Below are 15,646 nucleotides of genomic sequence, written 5' to 3'. Positions count from 1 at the left end.
TTAGATTTTACCTACTAAGTCAAGGCTTGGTTTTAGTGTTTCAGCACCTTCTTGCCATTTTGCTGGACAAACTTCGCCTGGATTGTTACGTACGTATTGAGCTGCTTTAATTTTGTTTACTAAAGTTGAAGCGTCACGACCGATACCGTCAGCGTTGATTTCAACAGCTTGTACAACACCGTCTGGGTCGATGATGAATGTACCACGTTGTGCAAGACCTGATTCTTCGTCTAACACATCAAAAGTACGAGTGATTGTATGAGATGGGTCGCCAATCATAATATATTCGATTTTACCGATTGCTGGTGAAGAATCATGCCAAGCTTTGTGTGTGAAGTGTGTATCAGTTGATACTGAGTAAACTTCTACACCTAACTCTTTTAATGCTGCATATTGGTTTTGAAGATCTTCTAATTCCGTAGGGCATACGAATGTGAAGTCTGCTGGGTAGAAGCAAACTACGCTCCATTGACCTTTGAAGTTTTCAGATGATACGTCGATGAATTCACCTTTTTGATAGGCTTTTGCTGAAAATGGTTCTACTACTTTACCGATTAATGACATTGTTTACTTCCTCCTTGATTACATAAGGTAATTGCAATAATTCCTTTTTTATAATGATTATTGCCTATGTGGAAATTATGGTGGAAAACTGCTAGGTTTGTCAACCCTCATCATATCCTGAATTCCCATCAATTATGCATATTATAGATGAAAGAATCCCCAAGTGATAAGGTTCACGCACCATTGACTACAATAGGTTTGGCGAAAATGTCGAAAATTAGACATAAATCTTCCAAATATTACTGAAGAAATTTTTATAAATAATTGCAGTAACTACAGTAATAAGCATAGAAATATCGTTCATAATGAGATAAGTTAATAGTGAATAAATAGTGGGAGGCATAAACATGGATCAATTTATGAAACGAGCAGTAGAATTAGCGATTCAAAATGTACAGGAGGGTGGACAACCGTTTGGTGCCGTGCTTGTGAAAGATGACCAAATCGTAGCAGAAGGTGTGAATGAGTTACATAAATCATATGACGTTAGTGGTCATGCTGAATTGCTGGCGATGAGAAGAGCGCAGGAAAAGATGCAAACCCATCAGTTAACAGGTTATACGATGTATGCTAGTGGAGAACCTTGTGCCATGTGTTTAACAGCGATGTACTTTGCAGGAGTAGACACTATATTTTATTGTCAGTCAGTAGAAGATGCAGCTACAGTAGGATTGGAGAAGTCAAAGTTTATTTATGGAGAGTTGAAAAAGGAAAGGGAAGAACGAACACTTACAATCAAACAAATGAAGTTAACGGAAGGGCAAAAAAATCCGATGCAGCTTTGGCAAGAGCAAGCATAATTGAAACAAGAGGGATTTTTTTTGGAATTTCATTCTCATTTAAGGTTGATTTTCTGAGAATGTAGAAGGGGATGTGCAGAAAGTAAAAACTTTCAGCACATCCCCTTCTGGTTAGTTAATCTACCTTACTTATGTGATGATATTTGGGAAACTAATTAAAATGCTTGTACCGATATTTTCTTCACTTTGAATTGTAATTGTGCCTTGGTGGTCTTGAATAATTTTATTGATAATCATCATCCCAAGGCCAGTCCCTTTAGATTTCGTAGTATAGAATGGCTCAAAAATACGCTCTAATAGGTGGGGAGGGATTCCACTACCGGTATCTTTCATATAGATATATAATTTTCCTTCATCATTGCACATTTCAATAGTGAGTTGACCATTTTCATCAATTGCTTCCATTGCGTTTTTAATCAAATTAATAAATACTTGTTTAATTTGATTGGCATTGCCGTGAATCGTAGTATGACAATGATTTAATCGCAAGTCGTATTGTATATGGCGATTTTGCATTTCAATTGAAAACAGTTGTAAAATATCTTGTAAAATTTCATCAATTTGTATTGTGTGAAATGTCTCCACTTGTGGGCGAGAGAGTACTAAAAATTCTGACACAATGACGTTAATACGTTCAATTTCCGACTGAATCAGTTCGGTGTACATTTTATATGGGGACCCCTCATCGTCATTCATCATTTGCACAAAACCTGAAATCACGGTCATAGGGTTACGAATTTCATGTGCTACTTCGGCCGCCAATTCACCTGCAAGCTTTAGTTTTTCTGATTGGATAATTAGTCGTTCATTTTCTTTAATCATTGAAATATCGCGTGAAATGACGGATGTACCAATCATTTCACCATGTTTATCGTAAATGGGTGATAGTGAAATTTGGGCATCAAAAACCGTACCATCTTTTTTCATATCCTGTGTTTCAAGTAAATGAAAGCGTGCGCCTCTGAGTAATTGTATACGTCTTTTTTCAGCAGCTTCCATATTTTTAGGTGGTACAAGTGGAAGAGTATAGCCGATGCACTCCTCACGTACCCAGCCGTATAATTTTTCAAATGCTGGATTTACTTCCCGAATACGATTATTTAAATCGAATACTGCAATGGCATCCTCTGCATGCTCAAAAAATAGACGAAGGTATGCCTCTGTGGATGCTTGTTCTTGTTCGCGTTTCATATTCGCATATTCGCGTTTTTTCCATAGTTTTTGAACGCAGATTGCCTGCGTAATACTAATGATACAAACAAGAGAGAAGAAGAAGATATATGCTTGTATGAGTTCATGCAGCGTAAATTGGTTGGATGGGAAAAAAAACAACAAAATGCCTGCTACTTGCACACTACATATAAGCGTAACGATGACGTTAATCCGAATGGAGCGATAAATACTAACCATTAGAATAAGAAAAATAAACAAATAAAATGTAAATACATAGTGGCTTTGTATAACTAAAAATACCGTCAGAACATTCCAAGTGCTAATCAATATCATTTGCATCAATTTAGGGGATGTTTTCATAAAAAAAAGAAAGCCTAAAACCGCAAGATAGGCAAGTATAACAATAGGATAATGATAGTGATCCCAAAACCATCCACTAAACAGTGCAATCATATATAGTAAAGCGCTAATTGTCATGGAATAATAGATAAATAAATTCCGCTTATGCAAAACTTCTAGCTGCTGCATAAATGCACCTCAAATCAAGTTAATATTTTCATGATACATGATTTAAGTATGTCGATAAATGATGAATTTTGATATGATAAATAAAATTGAGGGGGAAGCGACATGAACTACAAATTTAACGAGGAAGATACAATAAATTTGCTAGAAAAATTAGTCAATATTCCTAGTCCATCTGGATTTACAGCGGAAGTTATGCGCGACATAGTAAATTATTTACGCGATGTAGGTATGACGTATACACGTACCCATAAAGGGGCGTTAATTGTCACAATAGCAGGTGAAAATACAGCGCAACATCGTTTACTAACCGCACATGTCGACACACTCGGTGCCATCGTAAAGGAAATTAAGCCAAGTGGTCGCTTAAAGCTGACGATGATTGGCGGATTTAATTGGAACGCCGTAGAGGGCGAATACTGTACGATTCATACTGCAACTGGTGAGCGGATTCGTGGTACAATTTTAATGCACGAAACAACGGTCCATGTGTATCGTGGAGCAGGTGATATAAAGCGGGATGAACACCATATTGAAGTCCGTATTGATGCAAAAACAACGTCAGCGAAAGAAACGTGTGAATTAGGCATTGGAGTGGGGGATTTTGTCTCATTTGATGTACGCTTTGAAAAGACGGCAACAGGTTTTATTAAATCACGTCATTTAGATGATAAAGCAAGTACAGCTCTACTGTTAGAATTGATAAAATATGTAAAAGAGCATAATTTAAAATTACCGTATACAACGCATTTTTATATTTCCAACAATGAGGAAATCGGCTATGGAGGCAATTCTAATATTCCAGTCGAAGTTGTGGAATATGTTGCCGTTGATATGGGAGCAATTGGTGACGGACAAGCAAGTGATGAGTATACGGTGTCTATTTGTGCAAAAGATTCAAGTGGTCCTTATCATTATGAGCTCACACGCCATTTAGTCAACTTAGCGAAGACACAAAACATAGACTATAAATTAGATATTTATCCGCATTACGGTTCGGATGCGTCAGCAGCTATTCGGGCAGGGTTTGATGTACGTCATGCATTATTTGGCCCTGGTATTGAGTCAAGCCATGCATACGAACGTACACATGTAGATTCATTAAAAGCAACAGCTAAGCTGCTATATGCTTACATTATGTCACCAATGGTAGAAATGGAGGATTAATTATGTACGCTGAAGAAATTTTAAGCGCACTTCCACAAAAGAAAGTAATAGGGCGGCTGCCTAATAATATTAAAGATATGGCAATTGACTCACGGGCTGTAGGTCCAAGTACATTATTTATTTGTATTAAAGGATATACGGTAGATGGCCATGATTTTGCTCAAAAGGCAGTAGATGCAGGCGCGACAATTGTCGTTACAGAGCGTGAGCTACATTTAACAGGTGATGTTGCACAAGTCATAGTAGATAGTACAGACCGAGCGCTAGGCTTACTTGCTGCGAAGTTTTTTGATTATCCTTCCAATGATCTTACGATGATTGGTGTCACAGGAACAAACGGTAAGACAAGTGTGACAGGCATTATCCATAATATTTTAATCGGCATGGGTGAAAAGTCAGCGTTATCAGGGACGATTGGCTTTAATTTAAACGGTGTATTGTATGAATCAGCCAATACAACAAGTGATGTGTTAAGCACACAGCAAATGATTTTCCGCGCCAAAATGGAAGGTTGCCGTGCGATGGTTATGGAAGTATCATCACATGGGTTATCCCTAGGGCGTTTAGCTGGAGTTGATTATGATGTCGCCATTTTTACCAATTTAACGCATGATCATCTGGATTTTCATGGCACAATGGAGGAGTACGGCAATGCAAAAGGATTACTATTCTCTCAATTAGGACAAGATTTATCAAAATCTAAATCGGTCGTATTGAATGCGGATGATCCATGGAGTGAGCGATATGCCAAATTAACACCGTTTCCTGTTTGGACATATGGTTTACAACATGAAGCAATGTTTAGTGCAAAAAATATTCGCTATGAGAATGGCATGACGCATTTTGATATGTTAACACCAGAAGGTACATATCCAATTTCCATGCATTTACTGGGTGAATTCAATATTTATAATGTGTTAGCGGCAACCGCGATGTTTTATGCGCGTGGGTTTGCATTAGAATTAGTCGTAGAGCAAATTGAAAAATTACCGCCAGTAAAAGGGCGGATGGAAAAAGTCGAAACCGATTTGCCAATCCAACTCTTTATTGACTATGCGCATACACCAGATGCGATTGAAAAGGCCATCAATGCGGCAATGCCTTATAAAAAACCAGAAAATAAGTTGATTTTCTTAGTTGGTACTGGTGGTGGACGTGATAAAACGAAGCGGCCAACGATGGCTGAAAAAGCATCTGTTGCCGATTATGTGGTGCTAACAACGGATGACCCACGTTATGAGCCATATGATAGTATTACAGGTGATTTAGCAAAGGGTATGCTACATGAGCATTATGCTTGTATTGGCGACCGTGCAGAAGCAGTACGCCATGCTGTTAGTGTCGCAGAGCCAGGGGATATTATCATTTTCGCCGGTAAAGGACATGAAGATTATCAAATTATTGAAAACACGAAATATCCGCATTCAGATGCTCAAATTGCTATTGAAGCAGGAAAAGAACAATTTAATCGTTAATTTGAAGAAAGCTACCTTTATGTGGGTAGCTTTTTTAACTTCTGGCAGATGTAACTTTCTATCGTAATATAGCGTCTGGATAGAGGGAAGTAGGTGAAAGAAATGATTCAGCATTTTATCGGAAGTATGGTGATGTACTGTATAGTAGCTACCCCGATCTATGGTGTGCTTCGTTTTTTATATATACGGCGAAAAAACTTCAGCATATGGCGTGAAATCATCTTATACGTCTTTGTTCTTTATACAGTTGCTATTTTATCGCAGACGATTATTCCGAATTACCGAGCTACTTTTGGTTATCGCACGGTGAACCTTATACCGTTTCAGACTATTTCTAGTTATGGCCACCAACTCGTTAGTGGTACATACATGAACCATATTGCTTTTTATAATCTTGCAGGAAATATTTTATTGTTTATTCCATTTGGTATGTTGCTCCCGCTTTTATGGCGTCCGTTTAGAAAGATAGGTTGGCAAATTACTGTATCCATCGCGATTCCATTATTCATTGAAGGGACCCAATATTTTATCGGGCGCAGCACAGATATTGATGATGTGATTTTAAATGCAGCAAGTATATATCTAGGCTTTGTGATGACACAATGGCTATTAAAAAGATTTTATACAGGAATAAATAAAAATGGTTGTAACAACATGGGCAACTCTTTAAAATAAATAAGTATGTTAGAAAGGCACATTTCGACTTATTTTGGCGATATGATGTCCTTTCTTATGCGGATATTGATCAACTTTCTAATTTGCTATCCGCTAAAAAAGGAGACGAAACAATGAGCTTAGAACAAGATATATTATCACGTCGTACTTTTGCCATCATTAGTCACCCCGATGCTGGTAAAACGACGATTACAGAAAAGCTGTTATTATTCGGTGGTGCGATTCGCGACGCTGGTACAGTCAAAGGGAAGAAAACGGGGAAGTTTGCGACGTCTGACTGGATGGAAATCGAGAAGCAGCGTGGAATCTCGGTTACATCATCAGTAATGCAATTTGATTATTCAGGGTGTCGTGTGAACATCCTTGACACGCCTGGTCACCAAGATTTCTCGGAAGATACGTACCGTACATTAATGGCGGTAGATAGTGCGGTCATGGTTGTCGATGCAGCAAAAGGAATCGAGGCACAAACGTTAAAGCTATTTAAAGTTTGTAAAATGCGTGGTATTCCAATCTTTACGTTTATTAATAAATTAGATCGACAAGGGAAAGAGCCTTTAGAGTTAATTGAAGAATTAGAAGAAGTACTGGGCATTCAAGCATACCCAATGAACTGGCCAATTGGTATGGGGAAAGAATTCCTTGGTATTTATGATCGCTTTAATAAGCGGATTGAGCAGTTCCGTACAGAAGAAGGAGACCGTTACTTACCGTTAGATGACAATGGCGAATTAGCGGTTGATCATGAGATGAAAGTAACGTCTTACTATACGCAAGCGATGGACGATATTGAATTATTAAATGAAGCAGGCAATGCATATTCAGAAGAGAAAATTCGTCGTGGTTCGTTAACGCCTGTATTCTTCGGTTCTGCGTTAACAAACTTCGGGGTTCAAACATTCCTCGATACGTATTTAAAATTTGCGCCAGTACCACAACCTCGTATTACAGAAGATGAGCAGTTTATTGATCCAGTAGAGCATAAAGATTTCTCAGGTTTTATCTTTAAAATTCAAGCGAATATGAACCCTGCACACCGTGACCGTATTGCATTTGTGCGTATTGTCTCAGGGAAATTCGAGCGCGGGATGAATATGACGCTTGCTCGTACAGGTAAATCATTTAAAGTAACGCAGTCTACGCAATTTTTAGCGGATGACCGTGAAACAGTAGATGAGGCAGTAGCTGGCGATATTATTGGTTTATATGATACAGGTACGTATCAAATCGGTGATACAGTTGTTGGTGGGAAGAAAACATTCCAATTTGAAAAGCTACCACAGTTCACACCTGAAATTTTCATGCGTGTTACAGCGAAAAACGTGATGAAAGGGAAGCAATTCCAAAAAGGTGTGCTGCAGCTCGTACAAGAAGGAGCCATTCAGTACTTCAAAACATTACACACAGAAGAAGTTATTCTTGGGGCCGTTGGGCAACTGCAGTTTGAAGTATTTGAGCATCGTATGAAGAATGAATATAACGTGGAAGTAAAAATGGAACCAATTGGCTCAAAAATGGCACGCTGGATTGAAAATGAAGGCGATATAAAGGATTCCATGCACTCTGCCCGTTCCATGCTTGTAAAAGATCGCTTCGACAAACTAGTATTCCTATTCGAAAACGAATTTGCGATGCGCTGGTTCTCTGAGAAAAACGAGCATATTAAATTATATAGCTTATTATAAAATGACGCTGCCTCCTGTATGGGGAGGTGGCTTTTTACTGTTTATTGAAAGATTAAATGGACACAATAAAATAGTTACTCATAATGAGTAAATTCATAAATATATATTACCATTTGAGTAACCGTTGCTTTCCGCTCCGACACTCGCTTTCCACGGGCGAGATCAAGCCTCCTCGTCGCTCATGCTTCGCTCCTGCGGGGTCTTGATTGTCTCGCTTTTCCCGTAGGAGTCTCGTGCCTGCGCTACAAGCAACTAGTGTTTCATAAAAAATCGGTTACTTAAAAATAATGAAAGATTCACATTCATTACAGTAGAGACTGTGCAATTATACTTGCACATACAAAGAAATTGATTTCTTTTAGAGAAGAGAACTGTTTTTCTAGTATATTGAGAAGTATTCACTTTTTGCCGTAGCGCGCCATAGCCACAGGAGCCAAGATTTTCTTTGCGACGAAAGCGTAAGCGTCAGGAGCAGGAATAGGAGATCCAAACAGGCCGCGCCTGTTTTAGCTCCTGTGTAGGCTGTGGCAAAGCGCGGAGGCTATAATTACGCTTTAATTTAATATCTGTTACTATTGTACTGGTATTTTTAGGATGTATTTTTGCTCATTACGAATAGTTACTGGATAGAAGGAGAAATTTGTCGAAAATATGAAAAAAATATATATAAAAGGAAGTTTTTCAGGGATAATAAAGGGAGAAACTTCCACAGAAGCGAATATGTAAACGAACATGTTATTAGAAAGGATTTCATCATGAAAATAAGTGACTTTTCCATAAAACGACCAATATTTACATTTGTGACGATGGTGCTTGTCATCATACTTGGTGCGGTATCGCTTTTTAAAATACCAATTACGTTAATTCCTGAACTGAATCCTCCTATTGGGGTAGTAGTGACTTCTTATCCAGGAGCAAGCCCAACAGAAGTAAATGAAAAGGTAACGAAGCCTTTAGAATCTTCCCTTGCGACATTGCCTGGGATTCAAAAGATGACATCGACATCTCAAGAAAGTTCGAATTTAATCGTACTCGAATTTGATTGGTCGACAGATATTAAGGAAGTGCAATCGGAAGTTTTACAACGAATTGATATGGTCAGTTTACCTGACGAGGCAGGTAAGCCGAGCTTTTTTAAATTTGATCCATCACAAGTGCCGATTATTCAGCTCGCATTGCGTGCCAATCAAGAGAATGTCGATGTTCGCAAAATTGCTGAGCAACTAGAGCTTGAATTACAGCGGCAAAAAGGTGTGGCCAGTGTCAATGTTTCTGGGAAAATTGTGGAGGAAATTCAAATTGCACTAAATGCACAAGCACTAGAAGAGCGCAATTTAACACAGGCAGATATTGTACAAGTCATTCAAGCCAATAATATTTCTTTGCCTGGTGAATCAATTAATACAGAACAGGGGCAACTGTTGACTACACGTATTTTGAGTACCTTTACATCAGCAGAACAAATTGCTGATTTGACGTTATCGGTGAATCCATTAACAGGAGAAGCGATAAAAATTCGTGATATTGCGACCGTTGAACGGACAGAGCAAGAACAAGAAACCATTACGCGGGCAGGTGAATATAGTGCAGTAATCCTGTCTGTACTACAAGAATCGGGCGCAAATACAGCAGAAGTATCGAAAGCATTTAAACGAGCGCTAGAGGAATTATTAGCGAAACCTGAATTTGCAGGCGTACACGCAGACATTTTATACGATCAAGGGGATTACATTCAGTTAGCGATTAGCAATATTACTTCTTCGTTAATCTACGGCGGTCTGTTTGCCATGCTTGTATTATTTATCTTCTTACGAGGGTTGAAAAGTCCTTTGATTGTTGGCATTGCCATTCCATATTCAGTTATCGTGACATTTGTGTTGATGTACTTTGCCGATTTTTCGTTAAATGTATTAACGCTTGGAGCGCTAGCGCTTGGGATCGGGATGCTTGTAGATAACGCGATTGTTGTCATTGAAAATATTGAACGGCATATTGCACTAGGGAAGTCGCCTAAGGAGGCAGCTTCCGTTGGTACGAAAGAGGTAGGCGTTGCGATTATGGCATCTACGCTTACAACTGTAGCGGTATTTGTGCCTGTTATGTTTACGTCAGGTTTAATTGGGCAAATTTTTACGGAGTTTGCGTTAACGATTTCTTTTAGTTTATTTGCATCCTTAGCTGTCGCATTAACGGTTGTTCCGATGTTAGCGAGTAAGTTTTTAACGACAAAAGCGGGTAATTTAAATGAGCAACGTGCAAATTCAATATTTTATCAAGTTTACCGAGATGCTTTAAAGTGGGCATTAAGCAAACGTTTACTCCTGCTAACGGTTACATTTATTGTTTTTGTTGCTTCCTGTTTTGCTCTTTATAAGACAGGAACTGAATTTATTCCAGCAACGGATGAAGGCTATGTGACAGTGGAGGTCGAACTGCCACGTGGCGCATCTTTACAAGCAACAGAAAAAGTAGTGAGTGAAGTAGAGGCGCGTATAAAAGAAGAATCGGACGTAGATGTGTTAATTAGTTTAATTGGAGGAGACCAGCAGTCATTATCACGCGGTACAGCAAACTCGCATCGGGCACAGCTTTATGTAAGATTGGTCCCTTTATCAGAGCGTGATCGTTCGATTTTTGAATTTACAGAGGTCGTGGAGAAAGATGTAAAAGAGATCGTAGGAAGTCGTGGGGAGGTTGATTTTTCATTATCTACATCTTCTGGCTCGTCTCCAAGTACGATGACGTTTCGTGTAACGGATTCCAATGAGCTACGTTTACAAGAAACGGTTAAAATGATTCAAGCGGAATTAGAAAAGGTTGATGCAATTTTAGAAGTGACAACAGATTTGGAAAATACAGCAGATGAAATTCAAATGGTAGTGAATCGTGATGCGGCAAATGAGTATGGGATGCTGCCTGCACAAATTGCGCAAACAGTGAATACGATGATGCGCGGTGTATTTACTACACAAATATTAGCTGATGATGGTGAAGTGCTAACGGTCTATACAAGCTTTGGCGATACGTATAAAACCGATATCGAAGCAGTGAAAAAGATGAAACTCCGTACATCAGCAGGTGTTTTTGTAGAGCTACAAGATGTTGCGGATGTAACGATTGCGAAAAGTCCAACATCCATCCGCCGTTCTGATCAGGCAGCGGCTGTTGCATTTTTTATTACGTATCGTAATGCGGAATCATTAAGCGGTATTTCAGCTAAAGTCGATGCAGCGATTGACAAAGTTGATCTTCCATCTCAAACATCTATTGTTTTTAGTGGGGATCGTGAACTGTATGAAAGTGCAAAAGATGATATGTACTTAGCTGTTGTCTTAGCGATTATCCTTGTATATATCGTCATGGCAGCACAGTTTGAATCACTAAAATATCCGTTTGTCATCATGTTTAGTGTACCGCTTATGGTAATTGGTGTAGCCACTTCTTTATGGATGACCAATACACTATTAGGTATTACGGCGGTAATCGGTATACTCGTTTTAGTGGGGATTGTTGTAAATAATGGGATTGTCCTTGTGGACTATATTAATTTGAAAAAAGCACAAGGACTTGGGTCATATGAGGCTATTTTAGTAAGCGCACAAGACCGCGTACGCCCTATTTTGATGACAGCATTGACAACGATGCTAGGACTTGTACCACTTGCGCTTGGTATTGGTGAAGGGACGGAGATGAACCAACCAATGGCTATTGTTGTAATTGGAGGATTAATTACATCAACATTTTTAACATTGTTTATTGTGCCAATCATTTACAGTTTAATCGATAGCGAAACGAGAAAAATGGCTTCTTAATGGTTTTTAAGGGGGAAATAAGGGGATGGGCGTACATTTAATGACAGGCTTCCCAGGTTTTATTGCAAGTCAGTTAATTCGTCAATTATTTATGGATGGAGTGACAAGGCAAATCTATGCTGTTGTGCTCCAAAGTGAAATGGATAAAGCAAGAAAAGAAGTAGCGAATATAAAAGCACAATATCCAAATTGTCAAATCAATCTTTTTGAAGGGGATATTACATTACCGAACTTAGGAATGGATAATTCAGAACTGGGCTGTATTGCGCCGCGTATTAGCATCGTTTGGCATTTAGCGGCTATCCATGATTTAGCTGTAGCACGTGAACTTGCTTGGAAAGTAAATGTTCATGGAACCGCATGTGTCAATGACTTTGTTCGAACATTGCCAAATTTAAAGCGTTATATATACTTTAGTACGGCATATGTAGCTGGAAGGCGAAATGGACGATTGCTTGAAAACGAGTTAATACGCCCTGTTGCTTTTAAAAATCATTATGAAGAAACAAAATTTGAAGCAGAACTACGTGTGGAAGATTTAAAATGTGAAGTGCCTTTAACCATTATTCGACCAGGCATTGTTCGCGGTCATTCAGAAACGGGAGAAACGATTAAATTTGATGGGCTATACTTTTTGTTCAATATGATTGATACATTGAGTACTTCACCACTCATTCCATATATCGGAAGTAAAAGGGCGACGATTAACGTTGTACCAGTGGACTATATTTTGAAAGCTGTATCCTATATTTGTACAGCAGTTGAAGCGGAAGGGAAGACACTGCATTTAACGGATCCAAACCCACATAAAGTGTCTGATGTGTATTATGCTATAGTAAAAGAAATGACAGGAAAGCGGCCGTTTGGTCGTTTACCGCTTTCCATGGTGAAAAAAGTATTAGCAAATTATAAAATCCGCAAAAGACTTGGCTTAGAATATGAAACAGTGGATTATTTAGCGTGGAAAGGAGTATTTGATACGTCTGAGGCACAGTCAATTTTACAAAAGCGAGGAATTAAATGCCCAGATTTCATTGAAACAGTTCCAACAATGGTTCGGTTTTATAAAGATAATAAGCATCGCACACAATTATTTATACCGATTAAATAATAATAGTTGCATATTTTACAAAAAATAGTTTATAATATACGTACAAAGTAACTGAATATCCGTTGACAGTTTGTCAAAGGGGAGTAGCTATAAGTAGCACACTACTTACTTCACATTCGTCATGACATGGTTAGGAGCCATCGGGTGTGATAGCATTGAATATGCTTAGCAAGACCTTTGCCTATTTTTTAGGCATTGGTCTTTTTCTTTTGCTTCCAAATGTGGATTGTTCAAGGATACGTTGTTGAATTTTCAGGAAAATGGGTATACAAACAAAAAGGAGGAATTATTGTTTATGGAAACAATATTGTTGGAGTATGCATGGGTCTTACTCGTACTCGTATTTTTAGAAGGGTTATTAGCAGCAGATAACGCTGTTGTTATGGCGGTAATGGTGAAACATTTACCACGTGAACAACAGAAAAAAGCGCTATTTTATGGGTTATTCGGGGCGTTTGTCTTCCGATTTATTGCGTTATTCTTAATTACGATTTTAGCGAAGTATTGGCAAATCCAAGCAATCGGTGCCGCGTACCTATTATTTATTTCGATTAAACACTTGTATGATAATCATTTCAAAAAAGATGAAGAAGAAGAAATGAAAGAAGGGAAAGGCTCTGGCTTCTGGATGACTGTCTTGAAAGTAGAGCTTGCTGATATTGCGTTCGCGATTGACTCAATGCTAGCAGCCGTTGCAATTGCGATCACATTACCGCATATTGGTGATTTCGACATTGGTGGTATTAATGCAGGTCCATTTGCCGTTATGTTCCTTGGTGGTTTCGTTGGTCTAATTATTATGCGATTTGCTGCACAATGGTTCGTTAAAGTGTTAGCAGACTACCCATCACTTGAAACAGCCGCATTTTTAATCGTTGGTTGGGTAGGGGTAAAACTGGCAGTGCTAGCGCTTGGTCATGAGAAATTAGCAATTATTGACCCGCACTTCCCACATTCCACAACATGGAAAATTATTTTCTGGGTTGTCTTACTGAGTATCGCAATCGGTGGTTACGTAACAGGCGTAGCCAAAAAGAAAAAAGAAGCATAATAAGACTTAGAAAGAAGTGCTATAGAAGGGATACATCTATAGCGCTTCTTTTATTTTTATGGTAAATTTCGCTATAGATGTTTTTATATCAGGAGGGCGAAGTATGCCAAATCGAAAAAGAATGAGTAGAGAAATTAGGATTACCCCCTTTCAACTACTCGTTTCATATTATTTTATTGCTATAGCCGTTTCAGTCGGGTTACTTCGCTTGCCATGGGTACATCAACCTGGAGTAGAAGTTTCGTTCATTGATACATTATTTACAGCGGTGAGTGCAGTAAGCGTCACAGGGCTAACTGTATTTGATGTATCAAAAACGTATACTGATTTTGGTTTAATCATGCTGCTCATTATTTTGCAATTTGGTGCGATTGGCATCATGTCACTTGGAACGTTTGTTTGGCTTTTAGTCGGTAAAAAAATTGGGATGCGCGAGCGACAGTTAATAATGATTGACCATAATCAGCCAAGCATTGCTGGTGTTGTGCAACTCATTAAAGAAATTGCAAAAATATTATTTGTGATCGAAGCATTTGGTGCACTTGTATTATCCATTCATTTTAAAAGGTATTTTGCTACGTGGGAAGATTCAATTTTTCATGGGGTATTTGCGGCCATTTCTGCTACGACAAACGGTGGGTTTGATATTACCGGCATGAGTTTACAGCCATATCATTTAGATTATTTTGTGCAGTTTGTTACAATGTTATTAATTGTCCTTGGAGCAATTGGCTTCCCAGTATTAATTGAAGTGAAAACTTTTTTATTACGTCGAAAAAAAGGGTTTCGTTTTAGTTTATTTATAAAAATTACAACAACTACGTACGCTGTATTATTTATTGTTGGCACGTTTGGTATTTTAGTAATTGAGATGTTTCATTCCTTTGCAGGGATGAAATGGCATGAAGCATTATTTTCGGCAATGTTTCACTCTGTTTCTACACGTTCTGCCGGCTTAACGACCTATGATGTTACGACATTTAATGAGGCAACAGATATTTTTATGAGTTTTCTCATGTTTATTGGAGCTTCACCGAGTTCGGTAGGTGGTGGGATTCGTACGACAACATTTGCAATTGTCATCTTATTTTTATTGACGTATGCAAATGGACGGGATGAAATTCAAATATTTGGACGAGAAGTTTATTTAATCGATGTGTTCCGCTCGTTTGTCGTCATTTTACTGGCGTTATTTATGGTACTGATCGCGACGATGATTTTACTCATTACGGAACCACAGGCTACATTAATACAAATTATTTTTGAAATTACTTCTGCTTTCGGAACGTGCGGCATGAGTTTAGGCATCACAAGTGATTTATCATTGTTTGGAAAATGTGTCATAATCGCCTTAATGTTTATCGGACGTGTTGGGTTAATTTCCTTCCTATATACATTAGGCGGAAAATCGAAAAAAATTCTTTACCGTTACCCTAAAGAACGTGTCATTATTGGATAAAAAAAGGAGGAAGTTTTTAGACTTCCTCCTTTCAGATTGTCGACAAAAGGCCTTCAGAATGGTCTCATTCTGAAGGCCTTTTGTATTTTTAATATTTTTAGGGGTATTTTATAGTCTTATTTTAAGTAAAAGTACTCTTCGAGTATTCT

Annotated in this window: 11 protein-coding genes; 9 read left to right on the top strand and 2 right to left on the bottom strand. The window is 38.4% G+C overall.

Features of this window, described 5'->3' with window-relative positions; genetic code table 11:
* Positions 1 to 564, bottom strand: coding sequence for an alkyl hydroperoxide reductase subunit C (gene ahpC, locus AAGS61_RS19745; RefSeq protein ID WP_391376073.1), 564 nt, complete (start codon positions 562 to 564; stop codon positions 1 to 3).
* Positions 565 to 911: 347 nt separating this feature from the next.
* Here ahpC and AAGS61_RS19740 point away from each other — a divergent pair, with 347 nt between their 5' ends.
* On the top strand, positions 912 to 1,364 hold the full coding sequence (locus tag AAGS61_RS19740) for a nucleoside deaminase (RefSeq protein WP_391376070.1): 453 nt from the start codon (positions 912 to 914) through the stop codon (positions 1,362 to 1,364).
* A 129-nt stretch (positions 1,365 to 1,493) separates the two neighbouring features.
* Here the strand turns inward: AAGS61_RS19740 and AAGS61_RS19735 are convergent, their stop codons facing one another.
* The gene (locus tag AAGS61_RS19735; RefSeq protein WP_391376067.1) at positions 1,494 to 3,065 is read right to left on the bottom strand and encodes an ATP-binding protein; all 1,572 of its coding nucleotides are present in this window, start codon (positions 3,063 to 3,065) and stop codon (positions 1,494 to 1,496) included.
* 102 nt (positions 3,066 to 3,167) lie between these two features.
* Between AAGS61_RS19735 and AAGS61_RS19730 the strand changes: the two genes are divergently transcribed.
* The 8 genes from AAGS61_RS19730 (at position 3,168) to AAGS61_RS19695 (ending at position 15,497) form a co-directional block, all read left to right on the top strand.
* Complete coding sequence (locus AAGS61_RS19730) at positions 3,168 to 4,229, top strand: M42 family metallopeptidase (RefSeq protein ID WP_391376064.1); 1,062 nt, start codon at positions 3,168 to 3,170, stop codon at positions 4,227 to 4,229.
* A gap of 2 nt (positions 4,230 to 4,231) precedes the next feature.
* A complete protein-coding gene (locus AAGS61_RS19725; protein WP_391376061.1) occupies positions 4,232 to 5,704 on the top strand; it encodes a UDP-N-acetylmuramoyl-L-alanyl-D-glutamate--2,6-diaminopimelate ligase in 1,473 nt (490 codons plus the stop codon).
* A gap of 102 nt (positions 5,705 to 5,806) precedes the next feature.
* Positions 5,807 to 6,379 (top strand): VanZ family protein, encoded by a 573-nt coding sequence (locus tag AAGS61_RS19720; protein WP_391376058.1) that lies wholly within the window; start codon positions 5,807 to 5,809, stop codon positions 6,377 to 6,379.
* 113 nt (positions 6,380 to 6,492) lie between these two features.
* Positions 6,493 to 8,064, top strand: a complete 1,572-nt coding sequence (locus AAGS61_RS19715) for a peptide chain release factor 3 (protein WP_391376055.1) — start codon at positions 6,493 to 6,495, stop codon at positions 8,062 to 8,064.
* Positions 8,065 to 8,819: 755 nt separating this feature from the next.
* On the top strand, positions 8,820 to 11,876 hold the full coding sequence (locus AAGS61_RS19710) for an efflux RND transporter permease subunit (RefSeq protein ID WP_391376052.1): 3,057 nt from the start codon (positions 8,820 to 8,822) through the stop codon (positions 11,874 to 11,876).
* Between the two features lie 25 nt (positions 11,877 to 11,901).
* Positions 11,902 to 12,987, top strand: a complete 1,086-nt coding sequence (locus AAGS61_RS19705; RefSeq protein WP_391376049.1) for an SDR family oxidoreductase — start codon at positions 11,902 to 11,904, stop codon at positions 12,985 to 12,987.
* 295 nt (positions 12,988 to 13,282) lie between these two features.
* On the top strand, positions 13,283 to 14,038 hold the full coding sequence (locus AAGS61_RS19700; RefSeq protein ID WP_391376047.1) for a TerC family protein: 756 nt from the start codon (positions 13,283 to 13,285) through the stop codon (positions 14,036 to 14,038).
* A gap of 58 nt (positions 14,039 to 14,096) precedes the next feature.
* Positions 14,097 to 15,497 carry a TrkH family potassium uptake protein gene (locus AAGS61_RS19695; protein WP_391376044.1) on the top strand — a complete coding sequence of 467 codons (1,401 nt, stop codon included), beginning with the start codon at positions 14,097 to 14,099 and terminating at the stop codon, positions 15,495 to 15,497.
* Positions 15,498 to 15,646 lie beyond the last annotated feature (149 nt).

The sequence above is a fragment of the Lysinibacillus sp. KU-BSD001 genome (assembly GCF_042920265.1).
Classification (GTDB): Bacteria; Bacillota; Bacilli; order Bacillales_A; family Planococcaceae; genus Lysinibacillus_B.
The sequence above is the reverse complement of the archived record's forward strand: the minus strand, read 5'-3'. Positions and strand labels throughout refer to the sequence as shown.